Genomic DNA, 23,464 nt, shown 5'->3' on the forward strand with positions numbered 1-23,464 from the left:
GGTGGTGCAGCCCCACTGTTGCAGCAGTGCGCCGTTGTCCTTGGAGCCGGACACGACGTCCAGGCACATGCCGCTCTTGGTGACACTGATCTGGTACGTCCCACCGGCCGAGGGCACGGCCGCGTACGCGGGCACGGCGTGCAGCGCGACCGCCGCCAGCGGCACGGTGGCGAGGACGGCGGCCCGGAGTGTGGTGACACGCATGTCTGTTCCTCGGAGGTAGAGGGTCAGCCGATCGGGTTCCATCCGTCGGACCCGGCCAGGTACTTCTGCGGGGTGTGGTTCGCCGCCTGGGAGTCGCTCATCTGCGGCCGGTTGGAGTTCACCGTGGCGCCGGCGCCGGTGTTCTTGTATTCGAAGAAGCGGGCGTTCTTCCAGGAATTGCCGGACATGTCGGTCCAAGGCTGGGAGGTCTTGACCGTGGAGCTGAGCGTCGACTCCCGGTAGAGGACCTGGGCGTTCGGCCCCCACGGGCGGCCCAACTGGGTGGTGTTCGCCGTGGCGCCGGAGATGCGGGACCTGTAGATCAGGAAGCCGTAGGTCTTGCCGGCGTCGGTCCTGGCGGCGGTGATCGGCGCGCCGGTGCTGCGCTTTTCGTAGATGTCGCAGTCGTTGATCACGATGGTGCCGTCGCCGAAGACGAAGTCGACGGTTCCCTCGACGTAGGAGCCGGTCATGTAGGCGCGGGCGGATGCGTTGACCAGGAACGTGTCCTGGTCTCCGAGCAGCCGCACGTTCGACAGGACCGCCCGGTCGGCGTTGAGGTTCAGCGCGACGGCCTGCTGGCCGGTGCTGCTCGTGTTCTCGTCGAAGTCATTGGAGATCGTCAGGTTGGTGAGGGCGGCGTCGTGCCCGTTCACGAACGCCGTGGCGCTGTTGAAGGTGCCGTGCGTGCCGGCGGAGTGGTTGTTGACGATCACCACGTCCTTGGCCGCGGAGCCGAGGCCCTGCAGCGTGATGTACGGCTTGTTCGCCGGGATCGTGACGATTTCCCGGTAGGTGCCGGGCTTGATCGTGATGACCACGCGGCTGCCGTTGTTCGCGGGCACCGCGTCGATCGCGGCCTGCACCGTTCGGTACGTGCCTGTGCCGTCGGCGGCCACGGTGGCGGCGCCCTGCGTGCCCACGGGGGTGAACAGCCACTGCTTGTTGGTGTTGGCGGTGCAGGTCTCCTGGATGACGGCGGCGCCGGAGGAGGTGGAGGCGCCTTTGTCGCTCAGGCACAGGCCGCTGGCGACGCTGACGATCTGGTAGGTGCCGCTTCCCGAGGCGACCAGGCGCCACTGCTGGTTGGTCTGGCCGCTGCCGCAGCCCCACTGCTGCAGTTGCACTCCGGAGGCGGTGGAGCCACCCGGGACGTCCAGGCACAGGCCGCTGTTAGCGTTCACAATTGTGAAAACACCGGACCCGGCGGGCTTGAGGGTGAACTGCTGCCAGGCGGCGGTGGTGCAGCCCCACTGTTGCAGCAGTGCGCCGTTGTCCTTGGAGCCGGACACGACGTCCAGGCACATGCCGCTCTTGGTGACACTGATCTGGTATGTCCCACCGGCCGAGGGCACGGCCGCGTGCGCGGGCACGGCGTGCAGCGCGACCGCCGCCAGCGGCACGGTGGCGAGGACGGCGGCACCCGCGGCGGCGCGCCGGGCGGCCGGGCGGCGGGTTCTGGGTGGGCTCGGAGCTGTTGCGGGGGGTGCGGTGGGCATCTGCGCTCCTTCGGACGCACGCTGTCTGAACGGGAGGATCACTGCTCGCCCCGGGGAGGACCTGCATCGGCGCGAGAGCCACCGCAACGTAAGCGAACTGCGCGAATTACGTCAATCGTCCAAACTAAGGCGGACGCATTGCCGCTGATCAATCGTGTGAACTGGGTGCGAAACTTTCATCGGGCGCGCCCCGCCTGACGACGGTCCAGGAGCGGCGGAAGCCGCCGCCTCAACTCGCTCAGCTCGCTTGACCCTCACGCCGCGGGAGGCCGCAGGCTTGGACCCGGAAAGGAGGAGAACCCATGGGTTACTCGGTGGGCCAGGTCGCCCGCTTCGCGGGGATCACGGTGCGGACGCTGCACCACTACGACGAGATCGGGCTGCTGCGGCCCGGCGAGCGGTCGGCGGCCGGATACCGGCGCTACAGCGAGCAGGACCTCGACCGGCTGCAGCAGGTGCTGTTCTACCGGGAGTTGGGGTTCTCCCTGGAAGAGATCGCCGTCATCCTCGACGACCCGGGCGCGGACCCGGTGACCCACCTGCGCCGCCAGCACGAGTTGCTGCGGCGCAGGATCGGGCGGCTGGAGGCGATGGCGGCGGCGGTCGAGCGTGCCATGGAGGCGAGGAAGATGGGGATTTCCCTCACGCCGCAGGAGCGGTTCGAGGCGTTCGGCGACTTCGATCCCGAGCAGTACGACGAGGAGGCGGAGGAACGCTGGGGCGGCACCGACACGTTCGAGCAGAGCCGCCGCCGGACGGCCCGCTACACCAAGGACGACTGGCGGGCCATCACGGCGGAGGCCGGCGAGGTGCTGGAGGCGTTCGCGGCGGCCTTCGCCGAGGGCGCCCCGGCGGACGGCGAGCGGGCGATGGACGTGGCCGAACGGCACCGCGCGCACATCACCCGCTGGTTCTACGACTGCACCTACGAGATCCACAAGGGTCTCGGGGAGATGTACGTGACCGATCCGCGGTTCGCGGCCAACTATGAGCGGGTCGCCGAGGGGCTGAGCCGATACGTCCGCGACGCCCTCAACGCGAACGCGGCGCGGCACGCCTGACGATGTGTCACAGTACGGCGGCGAGCGAAAGGGTCATCAGGCGGCGCCATCCGCCGTCCATGATGGTGCGGGCCCGCCGCTGCGACTCGTCTCCGGGGTCGAAGCCCTCGTGGGTGAGGAACAGCCGGGTGCCCCGGCCTTCGGGTTCGAGCGTCCAGGTGATCGTCCAGTCGGCGCGGGCGAGACCGGCGGGGTCGGCGTCGCGCCAGCCCAATCGGAGCATGCGCTCGGGCTCGAAGGCCAGCACCTCGGCCTGGACGGTGCCGGAGAACCCGGTGCCGGGCATGGCCGTCCCGCGCATCGTGTAGCGGTGGCCCACGCTCAGGCGGAAGTCCCCCGGCATGAACCACTGGGCGAGCAGGTCCGGGTCGGTCAGGGCCCGCCACACGCGGGCGGGCGGATGCGCCAGGTATTCGTCCAGGCGCAGCACGGTCGGGTCGTCGCCGTGGGTCATGGTCTCTCCTCGTCCTGTTCCGTCCGGAGGCCGCCGCCGCGATCGTGCGGGCGGCCGCCGGCGCCGGTGTCGTCAGCGGTGTCGTCGAGCAGGTGGCGCAGGGCGGACAGCCGGTCGCGCCAGAACCGCTCATAGGGGTCCAGCCAGTCGCGGACGCGGACCAGCGGGACGGCCTCCAGGCGGTAGAGCCGGCGCCTGCCGTCCCTGCGTTCGCTGACCAGGCCCGCCTCGCGCAGCACCCGAAGGTGCTCGGAGAAGCTGGGCCGGGCCATGGAGAAGCAGGAGGCCAGGTCCTGCACGGACTGGGGGCCGCGCTCACGGAGCAGGCGCAGCACCTCGCGCCGGACCGGGCTGGCGAGCGCGGCGAAGATCGCGTCTTCCGCCGTGCCGGGCGGCGGTCCGCCCGGCACGGCGGTGGGGGTGACGTCCACGACCCCATAATAGGTAGGAAATTTCCTACCTGTCATCTCCGGGGGCTTCACAGCCAGGAAACGCGCCGGAAACACGACCAAGTCAAGATGGGGACTCGTGATCAGGGCCATTCTGTTCGACCTCGACGAGACCCTTTTCGATCATCGCCGGGCGGTCGCGCACGCCGCGACCCGCTGGACCGAGTCGGTCTGCCCGGGTCACGAGCTGCTGCCGGAGACGCCGGCGCTCTGGCTCGACCTGGAGGACAAGCACCTGCCCGCCTGGCACGCCGGGGAGTGCTCGTTCGCCGAGCAGCGGCGCAGGCGGCTGCGCGAGTTCTGCCGCCGGCTCGGGCTGCCCGAGCCGGCCGACCCGGACGCTGCGTTCGCGGGCTTCCTGGCGCACTACGAGTCGGCCTGGGCCGCCTTCCCCGACGTGCCCGAGACGCTGGACGCGCTGGCGGCGCTCGACGACGCCCCCGTGCTGGGCGTGCTCACCAACGGCGTGGCCGTGCAGCAGGAGGACAAACTGCGCCGCATCGGGCTGATGGACCGCATGGAGGTGGTCCTGACGCCCGACACGCTCGGCGCGTTCAAGCCCGCCCCGCAGTGCTACCACGAGGCGGCGGCGAAGCTGGGCCTGCGCCCGCAGGAGGTGCTCATGGTCGGCGACAACCTCCTGCTCGACGCGGTCGCCCCCAGCCGGGCGGGAATGCACGGAGTGTGGCTCGACCGCTACCGCGCCGAGCCCGGCGCCTCCCCCACCGTCACGAGGATCACCACACTGCGCGACCTGCCCGAAGTGCTGGCCGCGCTGAGCCCGCGCCTGCGCGACCCGTCACGCGCCGCCTGAACCGCACAAGCGGGTGCCGCCTGAACCACGGAAGGCTCACGCGCGCAGGCCGGCGACGGCGACGCGGCGACGGGTGAAGCCGAGCCGTTCGTAGACGACGATCGCCGCCTGGTTCCAGTCGTCCACCATCAGCGCCGCGCGGCCGTGCTCCGCCAGCAGCGCGGACACCACGAACCTGCACACCCGCTCCCCCAGCCCGCGCCCCCGCGCCGATACGGCGGTCGCGACACCGGCGAGCAGGCCCACCGTCGGCGCGGACCACGCGTCCGCCGCGACCGCCAGCAGGACGCCCGAGCCGTCCCGTACGCCCGCCCAGCGGCGTACGCGCGGCAGGCCCGGCACGGCGTAGGAGCCGGGGTTGGCGGCGGCGAGCAGCTCGGCCACCTCCGGGGCGGCGGAGTCCGCCAGCCAGGAGGCCGCCCCCTCCCGGCCCGCCCCCTCCGGGCCTGTCGCGTTCCGCCGGGGCGGGGCGAGCTTCTCGGCCCCCATCCAGGAGAAGTGGCCGTCGAGCTTCAGCTCCGGCACGGCCGCGACGACCCGTTCGATCAGCGCGGCGTCACCGATCGGCCGGTACGACGGCCCGGACTCGGCCAGGGCGTGCCGCAGGAGCGGAACGACCTGGCCGGCCTCACCCCGGACCGCCAGGCGATCGCGCCGGGCCGTCTCGGGGCCGGCCACCACCACCGCCTCCCCGTACGCCCAGGCGCGTACGCCGGGCCGCATGCCCTGGGCCGCCCACACGACGAGGTCGTCGTCTCCCGAGGCGGCGACGACCTCGGCCTCGCTCACCAGCTCGCGCACGCGTGTCCCTACAGGATCGCGCCCGGCACGTAGGCGGCGTCATCCGGATGGCGCGCGGTGATCTCGCCGATCCGCGCGCTCACGGCCTCCACCTGACCGGCGGCCGCTCCGGCGAAGGAGGCCCGGTCGGCCAGCAGCGCGTCGAGTTCGGCCCGGCCGAGCGGGAACCGCTCGTCGGCGGCCAGCCGGTCGAGCAGCTCGTTGCCGGCGCCACGCGATCGCATGGCCAGCGCCGAGGCGACCGCGTGCTCCTTGATGATCTCGTGGGCCGTCTCGCGGCCGACCCCGGCCCGCACCGCCGCCATCAGCATCTTGGTCGTGGCGAGGAACGGCAGGTAACGGCCCAGCTCGGCCTCGATGACCGCCGGGAACGCGCCGAACTCGTCCAGCACGGTCAGCATGGTCTCCACCAGGCCGTCGAAGGCGAAGAACGCGTCGGGCAGGGCGACCCGGCGGACCACCGAGCAGGACACGTCACCCTCGTTCCACTGGTCGCCGGCGAGCTCTCCGGCCATCGAGGCGTACCCGCGAAGGATCACGGTGAGACCGTTCACGCGCTCGCAGGAGCGGGTGTTCATCTTGTGCGGCATCGCCGACGAGCCGACCTGGCCCTCCTTGAAGCCCTCGGTGACCAGCTCGTGCCCGGCCATCAGCCGGATGGTCTTGGCCAGGGAGGACGGGGCGGCGGCCAGCTGCACCAGTGCGGTCAGCACGTCGTAGTCGAGCGAGCGGGGGTAGACCTGGCCGACGCTGGTGAAGCGGCGGGCGAACCCGAGGTGCGCGGCGACGCGGTCCTCCAGCGCGGCCAGCCGGTCCGTGCCGCCGAGCAGGTCGAGCATGTCCTGGGCGGTCCCGACCGGGCCCTTGATCCCGCGCAGCGGGTAGCGCTCCAGCAGGTCCTCCAGCCGCTCGTAGGCCACCAGCAGCTCGTCGGCGGCGGTCGCGAAGCGCTTGCCGAGCGTGGTCGCCTGCGCGGCGACGTTGTGCGAGCGCCCCGCCATGACCGTCGAGGAGTGCTCTGCGGCCAGGCGGCCCAGGCGGGCCAGCAGCGCCACGACCCGGCCGCGCACCAGCAGCAGGCTGTCGCGGATCTGCAGCTGCTCGACGTTCTCGGTCAGGTCGCGGGAGGTCATGCCCTTGTGCACGTGCTCGTGCCCGGCCAGGGCGTTGAACTCCTCGATGCGGGCCTTCACATCGTGCCGGGTGACCTTCTCCCGCTCGGCGATGGAGACCAGGTCGACCTGCTCGGCGACCTTCTCGTAGTCGGCGATCGCCTGCTCGGGCACCTCGATCCCGAGGTCGGCCTGGGCCTTCAGCACGGCGAGCCAGAGCCTGCGCTCCAGCACCACCTTGTGCTCGGGAGACCACAGGCGGGCCAGCTCCGGCGAGGCGTAACGGGCGGCCAGGACATTCGGGATACGCGGCTTGGCATTCACGTTGGCCCAGTCTATTGAGCGCGGGCCTGCCGCCCGTCCGCAGGTGCCGGCCACGCTCACCGGGGCTCTCGAAGGGCGTCTCACCGGTGGGCGTCTCACCGGTGCCCTCACAGCGCGGGGGCGAGCCCGAACGCCGGGAACAGCTCCGGCCCGAACGAGGTGATCTCCACCACCAGCCCGTCCTCCACCCGCAGCACCGTGACGGCGAACGCGCGATGCGCCGCGTCGCCGGGCCCGCGCACGTACGACGCGACGGCCGGCTGCCGGTTGGCGCCGACCGGCAGCATCCGGAACCGCCCCTGAAAGCCGGACGAGGCGGGATCGAAGCTGTCGGCGAGGGCCGCCGTGATCGCCTCGCGCCCCTGGAACCAGAACGGGTAGGGCGGCATCGACGCGCGGGCGTCGCCCGCCAGCAGCGCGGCGACGGCGGCGGCGTCGGCCGCCTCGTAGGCCGCCATCAAGCGGTTGAGCACCTCGCGTTCGGCGGCCGCCGCGGCGCCGCGCCGCCAGTCCGTCCTGCGGGCGGGCAGGTGGCGCCGCATCGTCGCACGGGCCCGCTGCAGCGCGCTGTTGACCGACGGCAGGCTCGTGCCGAGCAGGACGGCGATCTCCCCGCCCGGCCGGTCGAGCACGTCGCGCAGGATCAGCGCGGCCCGCTGCCGCGGCGGCAGGTGCTGCAACGCGGCCAGGAACGCCAGCTCGATCGTCTCCCGGTCGACCACCTCGGCGCCGGGCCCGTCCTCCTCGAGCAGACGATCGGGGAACGGCTGCAGCCAGGGGATGTCGGTCCTCGGCCCGGCCACCGCCTGGCCCGGCTCGCAGGCGGGCTCCAGGTGATGCGGCAGCACCCGGCGCGGCAGCCGTTCGAGGGCGTCCAGGCAGGCGTTGGTGGCGATGCGGTACAGCCACGCCCGGAACGTCGCCCGTCCCGCGAAGCCGGCGCGCCCGCGCCAGGCCCGCAGGAACGTCTCCTGCACCTGGTCCTCGGCGTCCTCAAGCGAGCCGAGCATGCGGTAGCAGTGCACGCGCAGCTCTCCCCGGTAGCGCTCACACAGCTCGCTGAACGCCGCCGGGTCGCCGGCCTTCGCGGCGGCGACCGCCTGCGGCTCCTCCCCCACGGGTGCCTCCTTCCCCGGTTCTGCCTTTCCGGATGCTTCCCCCGCCCTCGTACGGGGAGCTCGTACGGTGAGACGGCCGGGCGGCGGAGAACTCATCGGTCCCGGCCCGCCGCTCACACGACCGGATCGGCCGCCCGAGCCCGGGACTCCCGGGCGCCCCGGCCGCGCAGGCGGTCCATCTCACGCCACTGCGGCAGCAGCGCTGCCAGATTGGTGGTCAGGAAGTACGCCGCGCCGCCGATCAGCAGCGCCGGCCCGAGTCCGAACGCGACCACCGCCGCACCGGCGGCCAGGCCGCCGAGGGGAATGCCCGCCCACGCCATCGAGTCGCCCAGCGCGTTGACCCGGCCCCGCAGCCCGTGCGGCACCCGCTCGAAGGCGATCGCCCCGAGGATCGGATTGAGGAAGCCGCCGCCGGCCCCGCTCACCGCGAACACCGCCAGCACCGCCCACATGGGCACGTCGGCGGCCAGGACCAGGAACCTCGGCGCCCCGGCCAGCAGGAACCCCGCGAAGAACACCGCCCGGCGCGGCATCCGATGGGCGACCGCCGCGGCGACCAGGCTTCCGGCGACCGCCGTGGCGCTCCACACGCCGTTGCTCAGTCCGATCGCCGTCGGGCCGTTGCCGGATTGCTCGGCCCACACGGGCAGCAGGACGGTGCTGAACGCCGCGTCAAGCAGGTTGGTGATCCCGACCATGACGATGATGGTGAGCAGCAGCGGCTCGCCGCGCAGGAAGGCGAAGCCCTCGCCGAAACGCCGCCAGTAGCCGGAGTCGGCAGGGGCTTCGTCGGCCGGGTGACCCATGCCGCGCGGCAGGGCCAGCGAGATGATCAGCGACCCGAGGGCGAAGCACGCGGCGTTGAGCACGAGACCGGTCAGCGGGCCCAGCAACGCCACCAGGAGGCCGCCGGCCGCCGGACCGATGGTCGAGGCCAGCCGCTCGGTCACGCCGGACAGGCCGGTGGCGCGCTCCAGCGGCACGCCGGCGCGCTCGGCCGCCTCCGGGACCATCACCTCCTTGGCCAGGTCGCCGGGGCCGCGTACGGCGCCGATCACCGCGACCAGGGCCAGCAGCACGGGGAAGGACAGCAGGCCCACGGCGTGCAGCAGGGGCACGGCGCCGGCCGCGGCCGCGCTGACCGCGTCGGTGGTCCACGAGACGACCCGCGGCCCCGCCCGGTCCACCAGCGGCCCGGTCAGCGCCTTGACCACCACGTAGGGGGCCATCTCGCAGAAGGCCGCCAGCCCGGTCTGCGTCGCGCTGCCGGTCGTGACCAGGACGAACCACGGCAGCGCGATGGCCGAGACCCGGGTGCCGGTCAGCGCCACCGCCATGGCGGCGAGCAGCCCGCCCAGCGGACGCAGCCTGCGCACGCGGGCCGAACCACCGGTGATCGCGTTCTCCCCCGTCATCGGGCGTCGTCTTCCGGTGCGGCGGGCGCGTCCAGTTCGGGCAGGATCTGCACGATCACCGACACCCGTTCGGCGTCGGCCGGGGCGCCGGCCGCCTCCGGGGTGTCGCGCCGGTGGCGCGTGATGACCGCCCACAGCTCCTCCCGCAGGGCGGTGGCCTCCTGCGGGGTCAGCCGCAGCGCCCAGTCGCTCATGTCGCACGCGGCGCGCCACGCGCGCGGCATCGTCTGGAGCTCGTTGATCGTCCGCTGGGTGCGCATGGTGTAGGTGGCGGCGACGGACTGCAGGTAGGCCACCGTGGCCTCGGGCTCCCGCTCGGCCAGGTCCAGGTCGTCCAGGAAGGTGGACCGGTGGACCGCGCGCCACCATCGCTCCCGCGCGTTCCCGCGCGCGGTGTCCTCCTGGACGAAGCCCGCGGCGGCGAGCCGGCGCAGGTGGTAGCTGGCCGCGCCGGAGTTGATGTTCAGCAGTTCGGCGAGCCGGGTGGCCGTCGAGGGGCCGTGCTTGCGCAGCAGGCCCACCACCTGCACGCGCACCGGATGCGCGAGGGCGCGGAGCCCCTTCGCGTCCAGGACGACCGCGTCCTCGGTGAGCGGGCTGCGGGGGATGTCGCCGTGATCAGACATGGCCTCACCATAAACCGCAAACAGTTCTTCGCGAAGGCTTCTTCGCGAAGAACTGTTTGCGGTTATATCGGTGTGGCGGCCGGGCTCACTTGGCCGGTTCGAGCGCCTCCTTGCCGTACACGGTCAGGTCGCCGTCACCGTCGCCCGAGGCGGGCGCCTTCGGCGTGCGGCGCATGCGCTCCTTCAGCCGCTCCACCATCGTGTAGAGCGTCGGCACCAGCACCAGCGTGAGCAGCGTCGAGGAGATCAGGCCGCCGATCACGACGATGGCCAGCGGCTGGGAGATGAACCCGCCCGAACCGGTCACGCCCAGCGCCATCGGGGTGAGCGCGCAGATCGTCGCGATCGCGGTCATCAGGATCGGGCGCAGCCGCCGCCGGCCGCCCTCCATGACCGCCTCCACCACGCCCAGCCCCTGCTCGCGGTACTGGTTGATCAGGTCGATCAGCACGATCGCGTTGGTGACGACGATGCCGATCAGCATCAGCATGCCGATCAGCGCGGGCACGCCGAGCGCCGTGTCGGTGGCCAGCAGCAGCCCGATCGCGCCGGTCGCCGCGAACGGGATCGACACCAGCAGGATCAGCGGCTGCACCAGGCTGCGGAACGTCGCCACCATGATCATGAAGACGATCGCCACCGCGAGCAGCATGGCCAGCCCCAGGTCGGCGAACGCCTCCTGCTGGTCGGAGCTCGCACCGCCGATCTTGTACGTCACCCCGGCGGGCAGCGTCAGCGTCTTCAGCTTGTCGGTGACCTTCGTGGTGATCGCGCCGAGGTCGGACGCGTCGGCGGCGCCCGACACGGTCGCGGTGCGGTCGCCGTCCTGCCGGGTGATCTGTGTCGGCCCGTCGGCCCGCACCACGTCGGCGACGTCACCGAGCTTCACCAGGCCCGTCGCCGTGGGGATCGAGAGCTTCCTGATCGCCGCGATGTCGTCGGGCGCGTCGCCGCCGGCGCGCAGGATCACATCGCTGGAACGGCCGTCGACGTCGATCGAGCCGACCGGCGCGCCGCGGAACGCCTGCGCGACCAGCTGCCCGACCCCGGCCTCGGTCAGCCCCCTGGCGGCGGCCTTCTCCCGGTCCACGTGCACCTCGACCCGCGGGACGCTGTCTTCGAGGTTGGAGGCGACGTCCCGCAGCCCGTCCACCCCGGCCATGGCGTCGCGCACCGTGGTGGCCGCCGTCTTCAACGCGGCCTGGTCCGAGCCCTGCACGATGACCTGCACCTGGTTGGTGTTGAACCCGCCGCCGCTGCCGCCGACCGTGACCTCGCCGACGCCCGTCAGGCCCTTCACCTTCTCCCGCAGCCGCTCCTCCAGGGCGGTGGTCTCCACGCCTTCCTTCAGCGTGACCGAGAACGACGCGCGGTCGGAGCCGCCGCCCACCCCGCCGAGGAAGCTGTTGCCGCCGCCGACCGTCACCTGGTAGGACTTCACGCCCCCGTCGGCCGCCAGCACCGCCTCGACCTTCTTGGCCGCCGCGTCGGTGGTCGCCAGGTCGGTCCCGGCCGGCATCCGCTGGCTGATCTGCGTGGTGTCGTTGCCCGAATTGTCGAGGAAGTTGGTCTTCAGGTTGGGCGCCAGCGCCATCGTGGCGACGAACACCACCACCCCGATCAGCACCGTGACCAGGCGCCGCCGCGTCGCGAAACGCAGCACCGGCAGGTAGATCCGCTGCAGCGGGCTGCGCAGCTCCCTGCGCTCGGCGTCCTCGCGTACGGCCTGCGCCTCCTGCGGCGTGAGCGCCGGCGCCTTGAGGAACCAGTACGCCAGCACCGGGATGACGGTGAGCGCGACCAGCAGCGACGCGAGCAGCGCCACGGTCACCGTGATCGCGAACGGGCTGAACAGCTGCCCCACCATCCCGCCGACGAAGGCGATCGGCAGGAACACCGCGACCGTGGTGAGCGTCGAGGCGGTCACCGCCCCGGACACCTCGCGCACGGCCGTCAGGATCGCCCGCCGTTTCTCCTCGCCGTAGCCGAGATGGCGCTTGATGTTCTCCAGCACCACGATCGAGTCGTCGACCACCCGGCCCACGGCGATCGTCAGCGCCCCCAGCGTCAGCAGGTTCAGCGAGTAGTCGCCGATCCACAGTGCGATCAGCGCGATCACCACCGACAGCGGGATCGACACGGCCGTGACCAGGGTCGAGCGGACCGACAGCAGGAACACCAGGATCACGACCACGGCGAACGCCAGGCCCAGCAGGCCCTCGGTGGTGAGGTCCTCGATGGACCGCTCGACGTACGGCGCCTGGTCGAACACCACGGTCAGCTCGGCGGTGTCGCCGAGGGCACGCGTCAGGTCCGGCAGGGCGTCGTTCACGTCGTGGGAGATCTGCACGGCGTTGCCGTCCGGCACCATCGTGATCGACACGCCGAGGCTCGGGGTGCCGTTGGTGCGGGTGAGCGTGGTCGCGGCGGCGTCCTCGACCTTGATGTCGGCCACGTCACCGAGCTTGACCGGCTTCGGCCGGGCCGCGGCGGCCCGGGCCTGCGCAGCCCCCTGTCCGGCGGCCGCGCTCTGCGCCGCGCCCTGCCCCGCGCCCGCGCCGCCGCGCTGCCCGGCCGCTGCGCCCTGGCCCGCAGCGGGCGCCGCAGCCGGGGTCAGGTAGAGGTTCTCGAGGTCCTTCACCGTACGCACCGGGTCGCCGATCTGCACGGTCAGCGACTTGCCGTCCTCGGTCAGCGTGCCGGCCGGGATGGACACCCCGTTGGCCCGCAGGAGGTCGGGGATGGCCGCGGCCGGCAACCCCAGCAGAGCGAGCCTGCCCTGGTCGGGGGTGATGACGACCCGCTCCTCGCGGGCGCCGCTGACGGTGACGTCCCGGACGCCCTCGATCGACTGCAGCTCCGGCACCATGATCTTCTCGATCTTGTCGGCCATCGCGTGCTGGTCACCGCCGTCGCCCACCGCGATCGCCATCACCGGGATGTCGTCGGTGCCGCCCGCGACCACCTGCGGATCGACGTCGGCCGGAAGCTGCGCCTTGATCCGGCTCACGGCCTGCTGCATCTTCCCGATCATCTGGTCGATGTCGGTGCCGTACTCATAGGCCACCTGCACCTGGGACATCCCCTCCCGGGAGGTGGAGGTGATGTCGGTGACACCGGCGATACCCTGGAACGCGCTCTCGATCGGCTTGGTGACCTGCTCCTCCACGATCTCGGGAGCGGCACCCGGATAACTCGCCACCGTGAACGCCGCGGGGAACTCCAGCGACGGGAAAAGCTGTTGCTTCAGCGAGGGAATCGCGAACAAGCCGAAACCCGCGAGCACCAGCGTGATCATGATCACGAGAGTGCGGTTGGCAAGGCTCAGCCTGGCCAAGGAGGTCATCCGAGCTCCTGACATCGGGGGAAGTGTTTGCCCAACACTAACACTTCGCCTCGTCCGAACATTCAGCGGTCGCATTAACAGCTGGTAACCTCTTCTCCCGAGAGGTGAAAGTGAACGACAGCCCAGCCGAGCGGCGCATCGGACCCGACGCGGCGGCCGCCGCCCGCACGCAGGACGACCTCGCCACTGGGGAGGACGCCGAGCGCGGGTGCATCATCGCCCGCCTCACCGAGCTGCAGCGCAGCATGGGCCGGTTCTTCGCCCGCGACAGATCGATGCCGCTGCTGGCCTCCACCCTCACGATGCAGCAGCTCAAGGTCGTCATGTTCCTGTCGTTCGCCGGGTCCGCCTCCGGGCAGGATCTCGCCCGCCACCTCGGCGTCGGCCTGGCCACCGTCACCGGCATCGTCGACCGCGTGGTCGCCCAAGGGCTGGCCGGCCGTCATGAGGACCCCCACGACCGCCGCGTACGCCGCGTCGAGCTCACCGAGGCAGGGCGGCGGCTCACCAGCGAGATCATCGAAGCCGGGACCGGCGGCTACATCCGCCTGCTGCGGCGGCTCGACACCGAGACCCTGCGCACCATGGAGACGGTGATGCGCAAGATCGAGGACGTGATGCGCGAGATGCATGCCGAAGACGCCGGCCCCGCCTGACCCCGTCCCCCGACCCGTCCTGTGGGCCCGCGCCGGAACGCTGCTACCTTCCGGCGATATGCCGACCTACATCGAGGATCTCTTCTCGCTCACCGGCCGGGTCGCCCTGGTCACCGGAGGCAGCTCCGGCATCGGATACGCCATCGCCGAGGCACTCGGACGTGCCGGGGCGGCCGTGGTCCTGGTGGCCCGGCGGCGGAAGGAACTCACCGAGGCCGTCACCCGGCTCGAAGGCCACGGCGTGCGCGCGGCCGCGATCAGCGCCGACCTCGGCGACCGCGCCGCCGTCGCCCGTGTGTGCGAGGAGGCGGACGGGTTCTTCGGCGAGATCGACATCCTCGTCAACGACGCCGCCAACAACATCCGCAGGCCCATGGCCGAACTGACCGACGACGACTACGACCAGACCATCGCCGTCAACCTCACCGCGCCGTTCCTGCTCGGGCAGCACTTCGGCCCCCGCATGGCCGCCCGGGGCCGGGGACGCATCATCAACATCGGCTCCCAGCAGTCGATCAGCGCCTTCGGCGACAGCGGCGTCTACGGCGCGGCCAAGGCCGCCGTCTGCGGGCTGACCCGCTCCCAGGCCGAGGCGTGGTCGCCGCACGGGGTCACCAGCAACACCGTCATCCCCGGCTTCGTCCTGACCCCGCTGACCGCCCCCGCCCAGGCCGTCCCCGGGCGGGTGGAGCAACTGGCCGCCCGGTCCATGACCGGGCGCAACGGCCTCCCCGACGACTTCCGCGGCGTGGCCGTCTTCCTCGCCTCCGACGCCTCGTCGTACGTCACCGGCCAGGTCATCTGCGTCGACGGCGGCTTCAGCGTCCACTAGGAACCGCCCGCCGGGCGGGGCGGCCGGCGGCGGGGAGGCGCCAAAGGACCGGTAATGACCTGTGCCGATCTTGACCAGCTCCCGCCCCGGCCCCTCCCCGAAGGGTATGAGGCCCACGTCCCGGCGGAACCGGACGAGCGACAGCGAACGCCGGGTCAGGAACAGGAAGGCACGTACGAAGATGTCCCGCTCCCGCGCGCGCGACCCGCGCGACACCAAGCTCCTCGCACCGGTCCTCGCGACGGTCGTCACGTCCCGGCGGCTGGCCCTGGCCGCGCTCGTGATCACGGCCGCGGGGATCGCGGCCGCGCAGCCCGCGATCGCCCGCGTCACCCCGCACCACCCGCGCGAGGGGCTCACGGCGCTCCGCAACCCCGGCCCGGGCGGAGGCCAGGTGATCAAAGGAGGGCGCGCGGCAGGCGGGCAGGGCCGCTCCGGCGCGGGCCGGTTCAATCAGAACCTGACCGGCGTCATCAGCCCCACCTTCGTCCGTGGACAGGCGCAGCAGGCCATCACCGACCAGGGCTCGTTCGACGTGCAGTCCGCCTTCTGCGGTGCCCAGCCGGACAGCTGCCTGCTCGGCCAGAACCTGCCGATCCGCTGGAAGTCCTGACGCCCCAACCTTCGGGAGTCCACTCGGCCAGTGGCGTTGGCGAGCCCTGGCGGCGCGGTGACCCCGGCGACGGGGTCGATCAGCTCATCGCTTTGCGGTGTGATGGCTGCCATGGCGGTGGCAGCCGGAAAAAATCTGGGAACTCGGGGGCCGGCGGATGTCGAGAATGCTCCGACGGCTCCGTCCCCGGGGCGGATCACGACAACGACCCTGGAGGGACGGCCATGCGAGCGAACGAGATCACCGAGATACTGGACCGGCCGATCAGCCGAGAGCTGTTGGCACGCGACGTGACCCGGCTGGCGTACGTGGCCAAGGACGGCACGCCCCGAAACGTCCCGATCGCGTTCACCTGGAACGGTTCGGAGATCGTCATGTGCACCACCAAGAACGCCCCCAAGCTCCCGGCTCTGCGCGAGAACCCGATGGTCGCCCTGACGATCGACACCGAGGTGCACCCACCCAAGATCCTGCTGATCCGCGGCCGGGCCGAGCTGGACGTCGTCGACGGCATCCCGGACGAGTACCTTCAGATCAACGGCTCGTACGAGATGACGCCCGAGCAGCGGGCCGAGTGGGAGGCCGAAGTCCGCTCGCTCTACGACGGCATGGTCCGGATCGTGGTGACCCCGACATGGGCGAAGCTGATCGACTTCGAGACGACCCTGCCGAGCGCGGTCGAGGAGCTGGTCCGGCAGCGGGCCGAGCGTGAGCGCGCCTGAACACGGTCCCGACCATACCGAGGAGAACATGATGGCCAAGTACCTGCTGCTCAAGCACTACCGGGGCGCTCCCGCACCGGTCAACGACGTGCCCATGGACCAGTGGACGCCGGAGGAGGTCGACGCGCACGTGCAGTACATGCGCGACTTCGCGGCCCGCTTGGAGGAGACGGGTGAGTTCGTCGACGGACAGGCGCTCTCCCCGGAGGGCACGTTCGTCCGCTACGACGGCGAGGGGCGGCCGCCGGTTACCGACGGCCCGTTCGCCGAGACCAAGGACCTCATCGCCGGCTGGATGGTCATCGACGTGGAGTCCTGGGACCGCGCGGTCCAGCTGGCCGGGGAGCTGTCCGCCGCTCCGGGAGCGGGCGGCAAGCCGATCCACGAATGGCTGGAGGTGCGCCCGTTCCTGGCCGAGCTTCCGACCATCACGGACTGACACGCGTGGACGAGTCCCTGCTGCGCACCCTCACCCCCACGGTGATCGGCATCCTCGGCCGACGCGGAGCCGACTTCGCGTCGGCCGAGGACGCCGTGCAGGACGCCCTGGTCGAGGCCGTGCGCGTGTGGCCGGACGACCCGCCGGGCGACCCCAAGGGCTGGCTGGTCACCGTGGCCTGGCGCAAGTTCCTCGACGCCGCCCGCGCCGACACCTCCCGACGGCACCGCGAGGTGCGCGTCGAGGCCGAGCCCGTGCCAGGTCCTGGCGAGGCGATGGACGACACGCTCCAGCTGTACTTCCTGTGCGCCCACCCGTCCCTGACACCGGCCTCGGCCGTCGCGCTCACACTGCGCGCGGTCGGCGGCCTGACCACGCGCCAGATCGCGCAGGCCTACCTCGTGCCGGAGGCGACCATGGCCCAGCGCATCAGCAGGGCCAAGCGAACGGTCTCGTCCGTCAGATTCAACCAGCCCGGTGACGTGGCCACCGTGCTGCGCGTGCTCTACCTCGTGTTCAACGAGGGGCACGGCGGCGACGTCGACCTGGCGGCCGAGGCGATCCGCCTCACCCGCCAGCTCTTCGCCCTGACCGACGAGCCCGAGGTCGCGGGCCTGCTCGCGCTCATGCTGCTGCACCACGCGCGCCACGCGTCCCGCACCGGACCGGGAGGCCGCCTGGTGCCGCTCGCCGAGCAGGACCGATCGCGCTGGGACACCCGCCTGATCGCCGAGGGAGTGACGATCCTGCAGGCGGCGCTGGCCCGCGACCGGCTGGGCGAGTATCAGGCACAGGCCGCCATCGCCGCCCTGCACGCGGACGCCCCGAGCACCTCCGAGACCGACTGGGTGCAGATCGTGGAGTGGTACGACGAACTGCTGCTCCTCACCGGCAGCCCGGTCGTACGGCTCAACCGCGCGGTGGCGGTCGGCGAGGCCGACGGACCACAGGCAGGCCTGGCGGCACTGGCCGAGGTGAGCCCCGACCTGCCCCGTTACGCCGCGGTACGGGCCTACCTGCTCGAACACGCCGGTGACCTCGAGCACGCCGCCGAGCTGTACGCCGAGGCCGCCCGCGCGGCGACCAGCCTGCCGGAGCGCGACCACCTCACCCGCGAGGCCGCCCGGGTGCGGCAACTGCTCCAGGCGTGAGTACGGCTCGCCTCGGCCGTGCTGGTCGCGCCGATGACGGGCCGCCGAGGCCGCCAACTCCTCACGACCGTCGGCGGCGCACGGTTCGGCATGCTGCTGTGCCGGCACCTGATATGGACCCTGCCTGATCCCCACGCGGCACTGCGCGAGTGCGATAGCCGCGGCCGTGTGAAAGTTGCACGCCCCGCCTAACTCTGCCGCAGCTCACGGCCGCGCCCGAGGGCTTCCGCTTGACCGCTCCACACGTCCTGATCACGATCTCACGGGCAAGATCCTTCGGAAAAGGGACGTAATGAGCACCCTGCGCATCGCCAGGCCGGCCATCGCACTCCTCACGGGCGCAGCGGTGGCCGCCCAGATCCTCACCGGCGTACCCGCCGCGACCGCCGACACCACGCCCGTCAACGTCACCGTCAACACCCGCGCGGGCCTGGCCGCCGCGTCCGACACCGCCGTCGGCGCCAACCACGCGATCTGGGACAGCAATCTCGGCACGAACGAGACCGCCGACCTCCTCAAGGCCGCCGGCGTGAAGATGCTGCGCTACCCGGGCGGGTCGTACGCCGACATCTACCACTGGAAGACCCACACCGCCCCGGGCGGCTACGTCGCCCCCGGCACCGACTTCGACACCTTCATCAGCGGAGCCAAACGCACCGGCGCCCAACCGATCATCATCGCCAACTACGGCACCGGCACCGCCCAGGAGGCCGCCGACTGGGTCGAGTACGCCAACGTCACCAAGAAGTACGGCGTGAAGTACTGGGAGATCGGCAACGAGAACTACGGCAACGGCCACTACGGCGCCGACTGGGAGGCCGACGACCACGCCGACAAGAGCCCCGCCGAATACGCCAGGAACCTCGTGCAGTACGCGGACGCGATGAAGGCCGTCGACCCGACCATCAAGATCGGCGCGGTGCTGACCACCCCCGCCAACTGGCCCGACGGCATCGTCGCCGGCGGCGACCAGGCCACGTGGAACGACACCGTCCTGTCGATCGCCGCCTCGAAGATCGACTTCGTCATCCTGCACTGGTACCCGCCGTACAACAACGCGGCCGACGTCCTCACCAAGACCGCCCACATCCCCGACATGATCTACCTGGTCCGCAAGCAGATCGCCAAGCACGCGGGCGCCCGCGCCGGCGACATCGGCATCGCGGTGACCGAGATCAACAGCGGGATCGCGCCGAACACCCAGCCCGGCGCGCTGTTCGCCGCCGACGCCTACGCCGGCCTCATGGAACAGGGCGTCTTCACCGTCGACTGGTGGAACGTCCACAACGGCATCGGCACCGTCAGCACCGTCGCCGGCCACACCGACTACGGCGACTTCGGCATGCTGTCCAGCGGCACGTGCTCGGGCGACACCTGCGAACCCCCGCTGAACACGCCCTTCGCCCCCTACCACGCGCTCTCCATGATCAGCTCGTTCGCCCGCCCCGGCGACCGGTTCGTCCGCGCGGCCACCGACGAACCGCTCGTCGCCGCGCACGCCGCCCGGCGCCCCAACGGCGACCTCGCCGTCCTGCTGATCAACCGCGATCCCGACAACGCCCGCGAAGTGAAAATCGACTACGACGGGTTCACCCCCGCCGGCGACGCGCCCACGGTGCAGACCCTCACCAACGGCGCCACCTCGGTCAGCACCGGCCACGGCGGCACCGCCACCACCCAAACCCTCCCGCCGTACTCGCTGACCACGCTGGTGCTGCACCCCGCCACCGCCACCACGGGCGCCCCCGCGGCCCCCGGGCAGCCCACCGCGAGCGGCGTCACCGACAAGACCGCCACCTTCTCCTGGCCCGCCGCCGCGCCCGGTGCGAGCCCCGTCGCCAAGTACGAGATCCACCGGCAGAACGGCGCCGTCACCGAACAGCTCGGTGAGACCTCCGGCACCTCGTTCACGGTCCGCAACCTCGTTCCCGGCACCCGTTACACGGTCAACGTGATCGCCCGCGACACCGCCGGCCGCGTCTCCTGGGCCTCCGCGCCGCTCACCTTCACCACCGGCACCCCCGACAAGAGCTCCTGCTCGGTACGCCTGAGGGACACCAACGACTGGGGCAACGGGTTCGTCGCCACGGTGGACATCACCAACACCGGCACCGCCGCACTCGACGGCTGGACGCTCCACTACACCTGGCCCACCGGATGGCAGACCGTCAGCAGCGGATGGAGCGCCAACTGGACGCAGAACGGGACCTCGGTGACCGTCACCAGCACCCCGGACAACGGCAGGCTCGCCCCCGGAGCGAGCACCTCGATCGGCTTCGTCGGCGCCTACAGCGGCCCCAACGTGCTGCCGACCGCCTTCACCCTGAACGGCGCCCTCTGCACCGCCCAATGATCCGCATCCAGCGATCATGGACTTGACTTAGAGCGCGCTCCAACTCCCAGACTGGTCCCCATGGACGAGGGGATGACCATCGCGCAGGTAGCGCAGCGTACCGGCCTCACCGCCCACACGCTGCGCTACTACGAACGCGCCGGCCTCATGCTGGAACCGCCGCCGCGCGGCGACAACGGCCACCGGCGCTACACCGAGCGGGACACCGAATGGATCAGCCTGCTCACCCGCCTGCGGGCGAGCGGCATGCCCATCGCCGCCATGCGCAGGTACGCCGAACTCGTCCGCCGGGGCCAGGACACCTACGTGGCCCGCAAGGAGCTGCTCGAGGCCCACCGGGCCGACGTGATCGCCAAGATCGAGCAGCTCCGAAGCGATCTCGAGATCGTCGACTACAAGATCGATCTCTACAGCCGCAGAATCATGGGAGAACAATGAAGCAGCACACGCTCGGCCAGGGCCTTCGCACCTCGGCGCTCGGCCTGGGCTGCATGGGAATGAGCGACTTCTACGGTCCGGGCGACGAGTCCGAGTCGATCCGGACCCTCCATCGCGCGCTCGATTTGGGGATCACCCTCCTCGACACCTCCGACGCGTACGGGCCGTTCACCAACGAGAGGCTCGTCGGCAAGGCCGTCGCCGACCGGCGCGACCAGGTGGTGCTGGCGACCAAGTTCGGCATCGAGCGTCTGCCCGACGGCACCCGCGTGGGCGTCAACGGCCGCCCCGACTATGTGCGCCGCTGCTGCGACGCCTCGCTCGAACGGCTGGGCGTCGACCACATCGACCTGTACTACCAGCACCGCGTCGACCCCGGCGTCCCCGTCGAGGAGACGTGGGGCGCCATGAAGGAGCTGGTCGAGGCCGGCAAGGTCCGCCACCTCGGCATCTCCGAGGCCGCGCCCGCCACCGTGCGCCGCGCCCACGCCGTCCACCCCGTCACCGCGGGGCAGTACGAATACTCCCTGTTCACCCGGGACATCGAGAACGAACTGCTGCCCACGCTCCGGGAGCTCGGCATCGGCCTGGTCGCCTACAGCCCCCTCGGCCGCGGCCTGCTGACCGGTGCGATCACCAGCACCGGGGAGCTGTCCGACGACGACTTCCGTCACCACAACCCCCGCTGGCAGGGCGACAACTTCGCCGCCAACCAGGCCCTGGTGGCCAAGGTCGGCGAGATCGCCGCCACGCTCGGCGCCACCCCGGCCCAGGTGGCCCTCGCCTGGGTGCTGACCCGGGGCGGGGACGACGTCGTGCCGATCCCCGGCACCAAGCGGGCCGCCCGGCTGGAGGAGAACGTCGCGGCCCTGGAGATCAAGTTCGAGCCGGACCACCTCGGCGCGCTCGACTCCCTCGCCGGTCAGGTCGCCGGCGACCGCTACAACCCGGCCGGAATGAACACCGTCAACCACTGATCAGACCATCAGAGCCCGGCACGAAGCCCGCGCCGGGCTCTCTCGTCAGTTGGGGTGCCGATTCGGTGGCGTGGGTCTACATGGTCGTCCCGCCTGAGACGTCGAGCCGGTGTCCGGTGACATAGCGGCTGTCGTCGGAGGCCAGGAAGGCGACGGTGTCGGCCACGTCCTGCGGTGTGCCCAGCCGGCCGAGGGGCGTCTGTGATGACAGCCAGGCCAGGGCCTCGCCGACCAGGCGTCCTTGGTGCATGTCGGTGTCGATGACGCCGGGGGCCACGAGGTTGACCGTGATGCCGCGCGGCCCGAGCTGCTTGGCCAGGGCGACGGTCATGACGTCGAGTGCGGCCTTGGACATCGCATAGTCGATCGCCCTGGGCATGGCCGCCCCGCGGGTCAGCATGGTGCCCACGGTGATGATCCGCCCGCCGTCGCGCAGTCGTGGCAGGGCTTGCTGAGTGATGAAGAACGGAGCGGTGGTGTTGACCGCGAACAGGCGCTCAAGACCCTCCCGGGTGACGCCGTCGATCTCGCTCTGGCCGCCGAGGATGCCCGCGTTGTTGACCAGGACGTCCAGCCCGTCGGTGTGCGTGTCGAAGGCGGTCCACAGGGCTTCGGCGTCGCCGGGCGCGCCCAGCTCGGCCTGGACGGCGAAGGCCCGCCCGCCGGACACTTCGATGGCGGCGACGGTGTCCTTGGCGGCGGCGTGGTTGCCGCCGTAGTGCACGGCGACCCGGGCGCCTTCGCGAGCCAGCCGGGTGGCGATCGCGCGGCCGATGCCCCGGCTCGCGCCGGTCACCAGCGCCGTCTTGCCGGTCAATGTCGTCATGATCACGCCTTTCTGATTTATGCGGTGTAGGGGGTGACGGCCTTGGCGTCGCGCAGGATGCGCGCCCACCAGGTCACCTGGTCCAGCAGGGTCTTGGCGGCCGCGGCCGGGCCGACCGGGTCCTTCGGCTGTCCGTTGCCGTCGAAGCATTCCCAGGCGCCGTGGAAGCTGACGGTGTCGCGGGTGGTGACGGCGTGCAGCTCGGCGAAGACGGCACGCAGGTGCTCCACCGCGCGCAGGCCTCCGGAGATGCCGCCGTAGGAGACGAACGCCACCGGTTTGGCGTGGAACTGCTGGTTGTGCCAGTCGATGGCGTTCTTCAGGCTGGCCGGGTAGCTGTGGTTGTACTCGGGGGTCACCACCACGAACGCGTCGGCGGCCGCCAGCCGCGGGGTCAGCCCGCCCAGGGCCTCCAGCACCGACGTGGGCGCGGACATCGACGGGGCCGCCCCGCCGATCGGCACGTCGGCCAGGTCGATCACGTCGACGTCGAGGTCCGGGCGGGCTGCGGCCTGGCCGGCGAACCAGTTGGCCGCAGTCGGGCCGAAGCGTCCGTCGCGGACGCTGCCGACAATGACGGCCAGCCTCAGCGGGTCAGTGGTCACGGTGTTCTCCCTTCGTGATGGCGGCCTGCCGCAGGGCCGCCAGCAGTGTGGTCTCGGTCTGGGATCCGGTGAGCGGGGGCAGGTTCTCGATGAGGAAGACCGGCACGCCGGTGATGCCGAGGCGGCGCACGCCGTCGAGCCGGGCGCGCACTTCCCGGGAAGGCACGTGGCCGGTGGTGACACCGACCTCGGCGGCCAGTCGGGCGAGCGTGGCGGGGTCGCCGATGTGCAGCCCGTCGGTGAAGTGGGCGCGAAACAGGCGCTCTGCCATGGGCTCGGCCTTGTCCTGGTGCGCAGCGTCGGCGATGAGGCGATGGGCGTCGAAGGTGCCGGTGGCGATCGCCTTGCCGTACTCGAACTGGAGACCTTCGCGGGCCGCGCGTTCGGCGAAGACGAGCGCGCCGGCGGCCGCTTGCGGGTCGAAGGTCTGTTCCAGGACCGCCAGGAGCGGCTGCCCGTCGGCCGGGGCGCCTGGCGCGAGCTCGAAGGGCAGGAACTCCACCGTCACCTGCACGCCCTCGGCCCTGAGCAGGTCGGCGGCGCGGGCGAAGCGGGTGTAGCCGAGGTAGGAATGCGCGCAGATGACGTCCATGACGAACTGCACTTTCACACTCTGTGGCATGGGT

Annotated in this window: 24 protein-coding genes; 11 read left to right on the plus strand and 13 right to left on the minus strand. The window is 71.5% G+C overall.

The window, feature by feature from the left end; genetic code table 11:
- Both ABZ857_RS22730 and ABZ857_RS22735 read right to left on the minus strand, forming a co-directional pair.
- Positions 1-204, minus strand: a 204-nt coding sequence (locus ABZ857_RS22730; protein WP_357045940.1) for an RICIN domain-containing protein, incomplete at its 3' end; no start/stop codon positions are given.
- A gap of 23 nt (positions 205-227) precedes the next feature.
- The gene (locus ABZ857_RS22735; protein WP_357045942.1) at positions 228-1,703 is read right to left on the minus strand and encodes a pectinesterase family protein; all 1,476 of its coding nucleotides are present in this window, start codon (positions 1,701-1,703) and stop codon (positions 228-230) included.
- A gap of 302 nt (positions 1,704-2,005) precedes the next feature.
- Here ABZ857_RS22735 and ABZ857_RS22740 point away from each other — a divergent pair, with 302 nt between their 5' ends.
- Positions 2,006-2,764, plus strand: a complete 759-nt coding sequence (locus ABZ857_RS22740; RefSeq protein ID WP_357045944.1) for a MerR family transcriptional regulator — start codon at positions 2,006-2,008, stop codon at positions 2,762-2,764.
- A gap of 7 nt (positions 2,765-2,771) precedes the next feature.
- On the opposite strand, the gene ABZ857_RS22745 is transcribed toward ABZ857_RS22740, so the two are convergent.
- Positions 2,772-3,218 carry an SRPBCC domain-containing protein gene (locus tag ABZ857_RS22745; RefSeq protein ID WP_357045946.1) on the minus strand — a complete coding sequence of 149 codons (447 nt, stop codon included), beginning with the start codon at positions 3,216-3,218 and terminating at the stop codon, positions 2,772-2,774.
- Entirely contained in the window at positions 3,215-3,649 is a 435-nt protein-coding gene (locus tag ABZ857_RS22750) for a metalloregulator ArsR/SmtB family transcription factor (RefSeq protein ID WP_357045947.1), read from the minus strand. The genes ABZ857_RS22745 and ABZ857_RS22750 overlap by 4 nt, the downstream gene beginning before the upstream one ends.
- Positions 3,650-3,746: 97 nt before the next feature.
- On the opposite strand from ABZ857_RS22750, the gene ABZ857_RS22755 reads away from it, so the two are divergent.
- Complete coding sequence (locus tag ABZ857_RS22755) at positions 3,747-4,481, plus strand: HAD family hydrolase (RefSeq protein ID WP_357045949.1); 735 nt, start codon at positions 3,747-3,749, stop codon at positions 4,479-4,481.
- Positions 4,482-4,517: 36 nt separating this feature from the next.
- Here the strand turns inward: ABZ857_RS22755 and ABZ857_RS22760 are convergent, their stop codons facing one another.
- From ABZ857_RS22760 to ABZ857_RS22785, 6 genes are all read right to left on the minus strand, one after another.
- A complete protein-coding gene (locus ABZ857_RS22760) occupies positions 4,518-5,282 on the minus strand; it encodes a GNAT family N-acetyltransferase (protein ID WP_357045952.1) in 765 nt (254 codons plus the stop codon).
- A gap of 8 nt (positions 5,283-5,290) precedes the next feature.
- Positions 5,291-6,718 carry an adenylosuccinate lyase gene (purB, locus tag ABZ857_RS22765; RefSeq protein WP_357045953.1) on the minus strand — a complete coding sequence of 476 codons (1,428 nt, stop codon included), beginning with the start codon at positions 6,716-6,718 and terminating at the stop codon, positions 5,291-5,293.
- 107 nt (positions 6,719-6,825) lie between these two features.
- Positions 6,826-7,836 carry an RNA polymerase subunit sigma-70 gene (locus ABZ857_RS22770; RefSeq protein ID WP_357045955.1) on the minus strand — a complete coding sequence of 337 codons (1,011 nt, stop codon included), beginning with the start codon at positions 7,834-7,836 and terminating at the stop codon, positions 6,826-6,828.
- A gap of 113 nt (positions 7,837-7,949) precedes the next feature.
- Entirely contained in the window at positions 7,950-9,254 is a 1,305-nt protein-coding gene (locus ABZ857_RS22775; protein WP_357045957.1) for an MFS transporter, read from the minus strand.
- Positions 9,251-9,880: a winged helix-turn-helix domain-containing protein gene (locus ABZ857_RS22780; RefSeq protein ID WP_357045959.1), complete on the minus strand. Its 630-nt coding sequence runs from the start codon at positions 9,878-9,880 to the stop codon at positions 9,251-9,253. The genes ABZ857_RS22775 and ABZ857_RS22780 overlap by 4 nt, the downstream gene beginning before the upstream one ends.
- 85 nt (positions 9,881-9,965) lie before the next feature.
- Complete coding sequence (locus tag ABZ857_RS22785; protein WP_357045961.1) at positions 9,966-13,226, minus strand: efflux RND transporter permease subunit; 3,261 nt, start codon at positions 13,224-13,226, stop codon at positions 9,966-9,968.
- Between the two features lie 110 nt (positions 13,227-13,336).
- Here ABZ857_RS22785 and ABZ857_RS22790 point away from each other — a divergent pair, with 110 nt between their 5' ends.
- The 9 genes from ABZ857_RS22790 to ABZ857_RS22830 all read left to right on the plus strand — a co-directional run bounded on the left by ABZ857_RS22790 (position 13,337) and on the right by ABZ857_RS22830 (position 21,407).
- Complete coding sequence (locus ABZ857_RS22790; RefSeq protein ID WP_357045963.1) at positions 13,337-13,882, plus strand: MarR family transcriptional regulator; 546 nt, start codon at positions 13,337-13,339, stop codon at positions 13,880-13,882.
- 58 nt (positions 13,883-13,940) lie between these two features.
- Positions 13,941-14,714: an SDR family oxidoreductase gene (locus ABZ857_RS22795; RefSeq protein WP_357045965.1), complete on the plus strand. Its 774-nt coding sequence runs from the start codon at positions 13,941-13,943 to the stop codon at positions 14,712-14,714.
- Positions 14,715-14,895: 181 nt separating this feature from the next.
- On the plus strand, positions 14,896-15,327 hold the full coding sequence (locus tag ABZ857_RS22800; protein WP_357045967.1) for a hypothetical protein: 432 nt from the start codon (positions 14,896-14,898) through the stop codon (positions 15,325-15,327).
- A 224-nt stretch (positions 15,328-15,551) separates the two neighbouring features.
- Positions 15,552-16,049 (plus strand): pyridoxamine 5'-phosphate oxidase family protein, encoded by a 498-nt coding sequence (locus ABZ857_RS22805; RefSeq protein WP_357045969.1) that lies wholly within the window; start codon positions 15,552-15,554, stop codon positions 16,047-16,049.
- Between the two features lie 31 nt (positions 16,050-16,080).
- Positions 16,081-16,488, plus strand: a complete 408-nt coding sequence (locus tag ABZ857_RS22810; protein WP_357046232.1) for a YciI family protein — start codon at positions 16,081-16,083, stop codon at positions 16,486-16,488.
- Positions 16,489-16,493: 5 nt separating this feature from the next.
- Positions 16,494-17,639, plus strand: a complete 1,146-nt coding sequence (locus ABZ857_RS22815) for a DUF6596 domain-containing protein (RefSeq protein WP_357045971.1) — start codon at positions 16,494-16,496, stop codon at positions 17,637-17,639.
- 292 nt (positions 17,640-17,931) lie between these two features.
- On the plus strand, positions 17,932-19,992 hold the full coding sequence (locus ABZ857_RS22820) for a cellulose binding domain-containing protein (RefSeq protein WP_357045973.1): 2,061 nt from the start codon (positions 17,932-17,934) through the stop codon (positions 19,990-19,992).
- Positions 19,993-20,052: 60 nt separating this feature from the next.
- Positions 20,053-20,430, plus strand: coding sequence for a MerR family transcriptional regulator (locus tag ABZ857_RS22825; RefSeq protein ID WP_357045975.1), 378 nt, complete (start codon positions 20,053-20,055; stop codon positions 20,428-20,430).
- On the plus strand, positions 20,427-21,407 hold the full coding sequence (locus tag ABZ857_RS22830) for an aldo/keto reductase (RefSeq protein ID WP_357045977.1): 981 nt from the start codon (positions 20,427-20,429) through the stop codon (positions 21,405-21,407). Before ABZ857_RS22825 ends, ABZ857_RS22830 begins: the two co-directional genes overlap by 4 nt.
- A 76-nt stretch (positions 21,408-21,483) precedes the next feature.
- Here ABZ857_RS22830 and ABZ857_RS22835 read toward each other — a convergent pair whose 3' ends face one another.
- Genes ABZ857_RS22835 through ABZ857_RS22845 form a run of 3 tightly spaced genes read right to left on the minus strand, consistent with a single transcriptional unit; the run spans position 21,484 to position 23,442 of the window.
- On the minus strand, positions 21,484-22,233 hold the full coding sequence (locus tag ABZ857_RS22835; RefSeq protein WP_357045979.1) for an SDR family oxidoreductase: 750 nt from the start codon (positions 22,231-22,233) through the stop codon (positions 21,484-21,486).
- 17 nt (positions 22,234-22,250) lie between these two features.
- Positions 22,251-22,838: an NAD(P)H-dependent oxidoreductase gene (locus ABZ857_RS22840; protein WP_357045981.1), complete on the minus strand. Its 588-nt coding sequence runs from the start codon at positions 22,836-22,838 to the stop codon at positions 22,251-22,253.
- Entirely contained in the window at positions 22,828-23,442 is a 615-nt protein-coding gene (locus tag ABZ857_RS22845) for a DsbA family oxidoreductase (RefSeq protein WP_357045983.1), read from the minus strand. The genes ABZ857_RS22840 and ABZ857_RS22845 overlap by 11 nt, the downstream gene beginning before the upstream one ends.
- Positions 23,443-23,464 lie beyond the last annotated feature (22 nt).

This window comes from Microbispora sp. NPDC046933, from assembly GCF_040644635.1.
Taxonomy (GTDB): domain Bacteria; phylum Actinomycetota; class Actinomycetes; order Streptosporangiales; family Streptosporangiaceae; genus Microbispora.

What these genes read in the sequence shown, in the direction of transcription:
- ABZ857_RS22745 (WP_357045946.1), bottom strand. Translation starts at nt 3,218, where the DNA reads ATGACCCACGGCGACGACCCGACCGTGCTGCGCCTGGACGAATACCTG.
- ABZ857_RS22800 (WP_357045967.1), top strand. Translation starts at nt 14,896, where the DNA reads ATGTCCCGCTCCCGCGCGCGCGACCCGCGCGACACCAAGCTCCTCGCA.
- ABZ857_RS22805 (WP_357045969.1), top strand. Translation starts at nt 15,552, where the DNA reads ATGCGAGCGAACGAGATCACCGAGATACTGGACCGGCCGATCAGCCGA.
- ABZ857_RS22735 (WP_357045942.1), bottom strand. Translation starts at nt 1,703, where the DNA reads ATGCCCACCGCACCCCCCGCAACAGCTCCGAGCCCACCCAGAACCCGC.
- ABZ857_RS22810 (WP_357046232.1), top strand. Translation starts at nt 16,081, where the DNA reads ATGGCCAAGTACCTGCTGCTCAAGCACTACCGGGGCGCTCCCGCACCG.
- ABZ857_RS22830 (WP_357045977.1), top strand. Translation starts at nt 20,427, where the DNA reads ATGAAGCAGCACACGCTCGGCCAGGGCCTTCGCACCTCGGCGCTCGGC.
- ABZ857_RS22780 (WP_357045959.1), bottom strand. Translation starts at nt 9,880, where the DNA reads ATGTCTGATCACGGCGACATCCCCCGCAGCCCGCTCACCGAGGACGCG.
- ABZ857_RS22825 (WP_357045975.1), top strand. Translation starts at nt 20,053, where the DNA reads ATGGACGAGGGGATGACCATCGCGCAGGTAGCGCAGCGTACCGGCCTC.
- ABZ857_RS22785 (WP_357045961.1), bottom strand. Translation starts at nt 13,226, where the DNA reads ATGACCTCCTTGGCCAGGCTGAGCCTTGCCAACCGCACTCTCGTGATC.
- ABZ857_RS22795 (WP_357045965.1), top strand. Translation starts at nt 13,941, where the DNA reads ATGCCGACCTACATCGAGGATCTCTTCTCGCTCACCGGCCGGGTCGCC.
- ABZ857_RS22835 (WP_357045979.1), bottom strand. Translation starts at nt 22,233, where the DNA reads ATGACGACATTGACCGGCAAGACGGCGCTGGTGACCGGCGCGAGCCGG.
- ABZ857_RS22820 (WP_357045973.1), top strand. Translation starts at nt 17,932, where the DNA reads ATGAGCACCCTGCGCATCGCCAGGCCGGCCATCGCACTCCTCACGGGC.
- ABZ857_RS22740 (WP_357045944.1), top strand. Translation starts at nt 2,006, where the DNA reads ATGGGTTACTCGGTGGGCCAGGTCGCCCGCTTCGCGGGGATCACGGTG.
- ABZ857_RS22775 (WP_357045957.1), bottom strand. Translation starts at nt 9,254, where the DNA reads ATGACGGGGGAGAACGCGATCACCGGTGGTTCGGCCCGCGTGCGCAGG.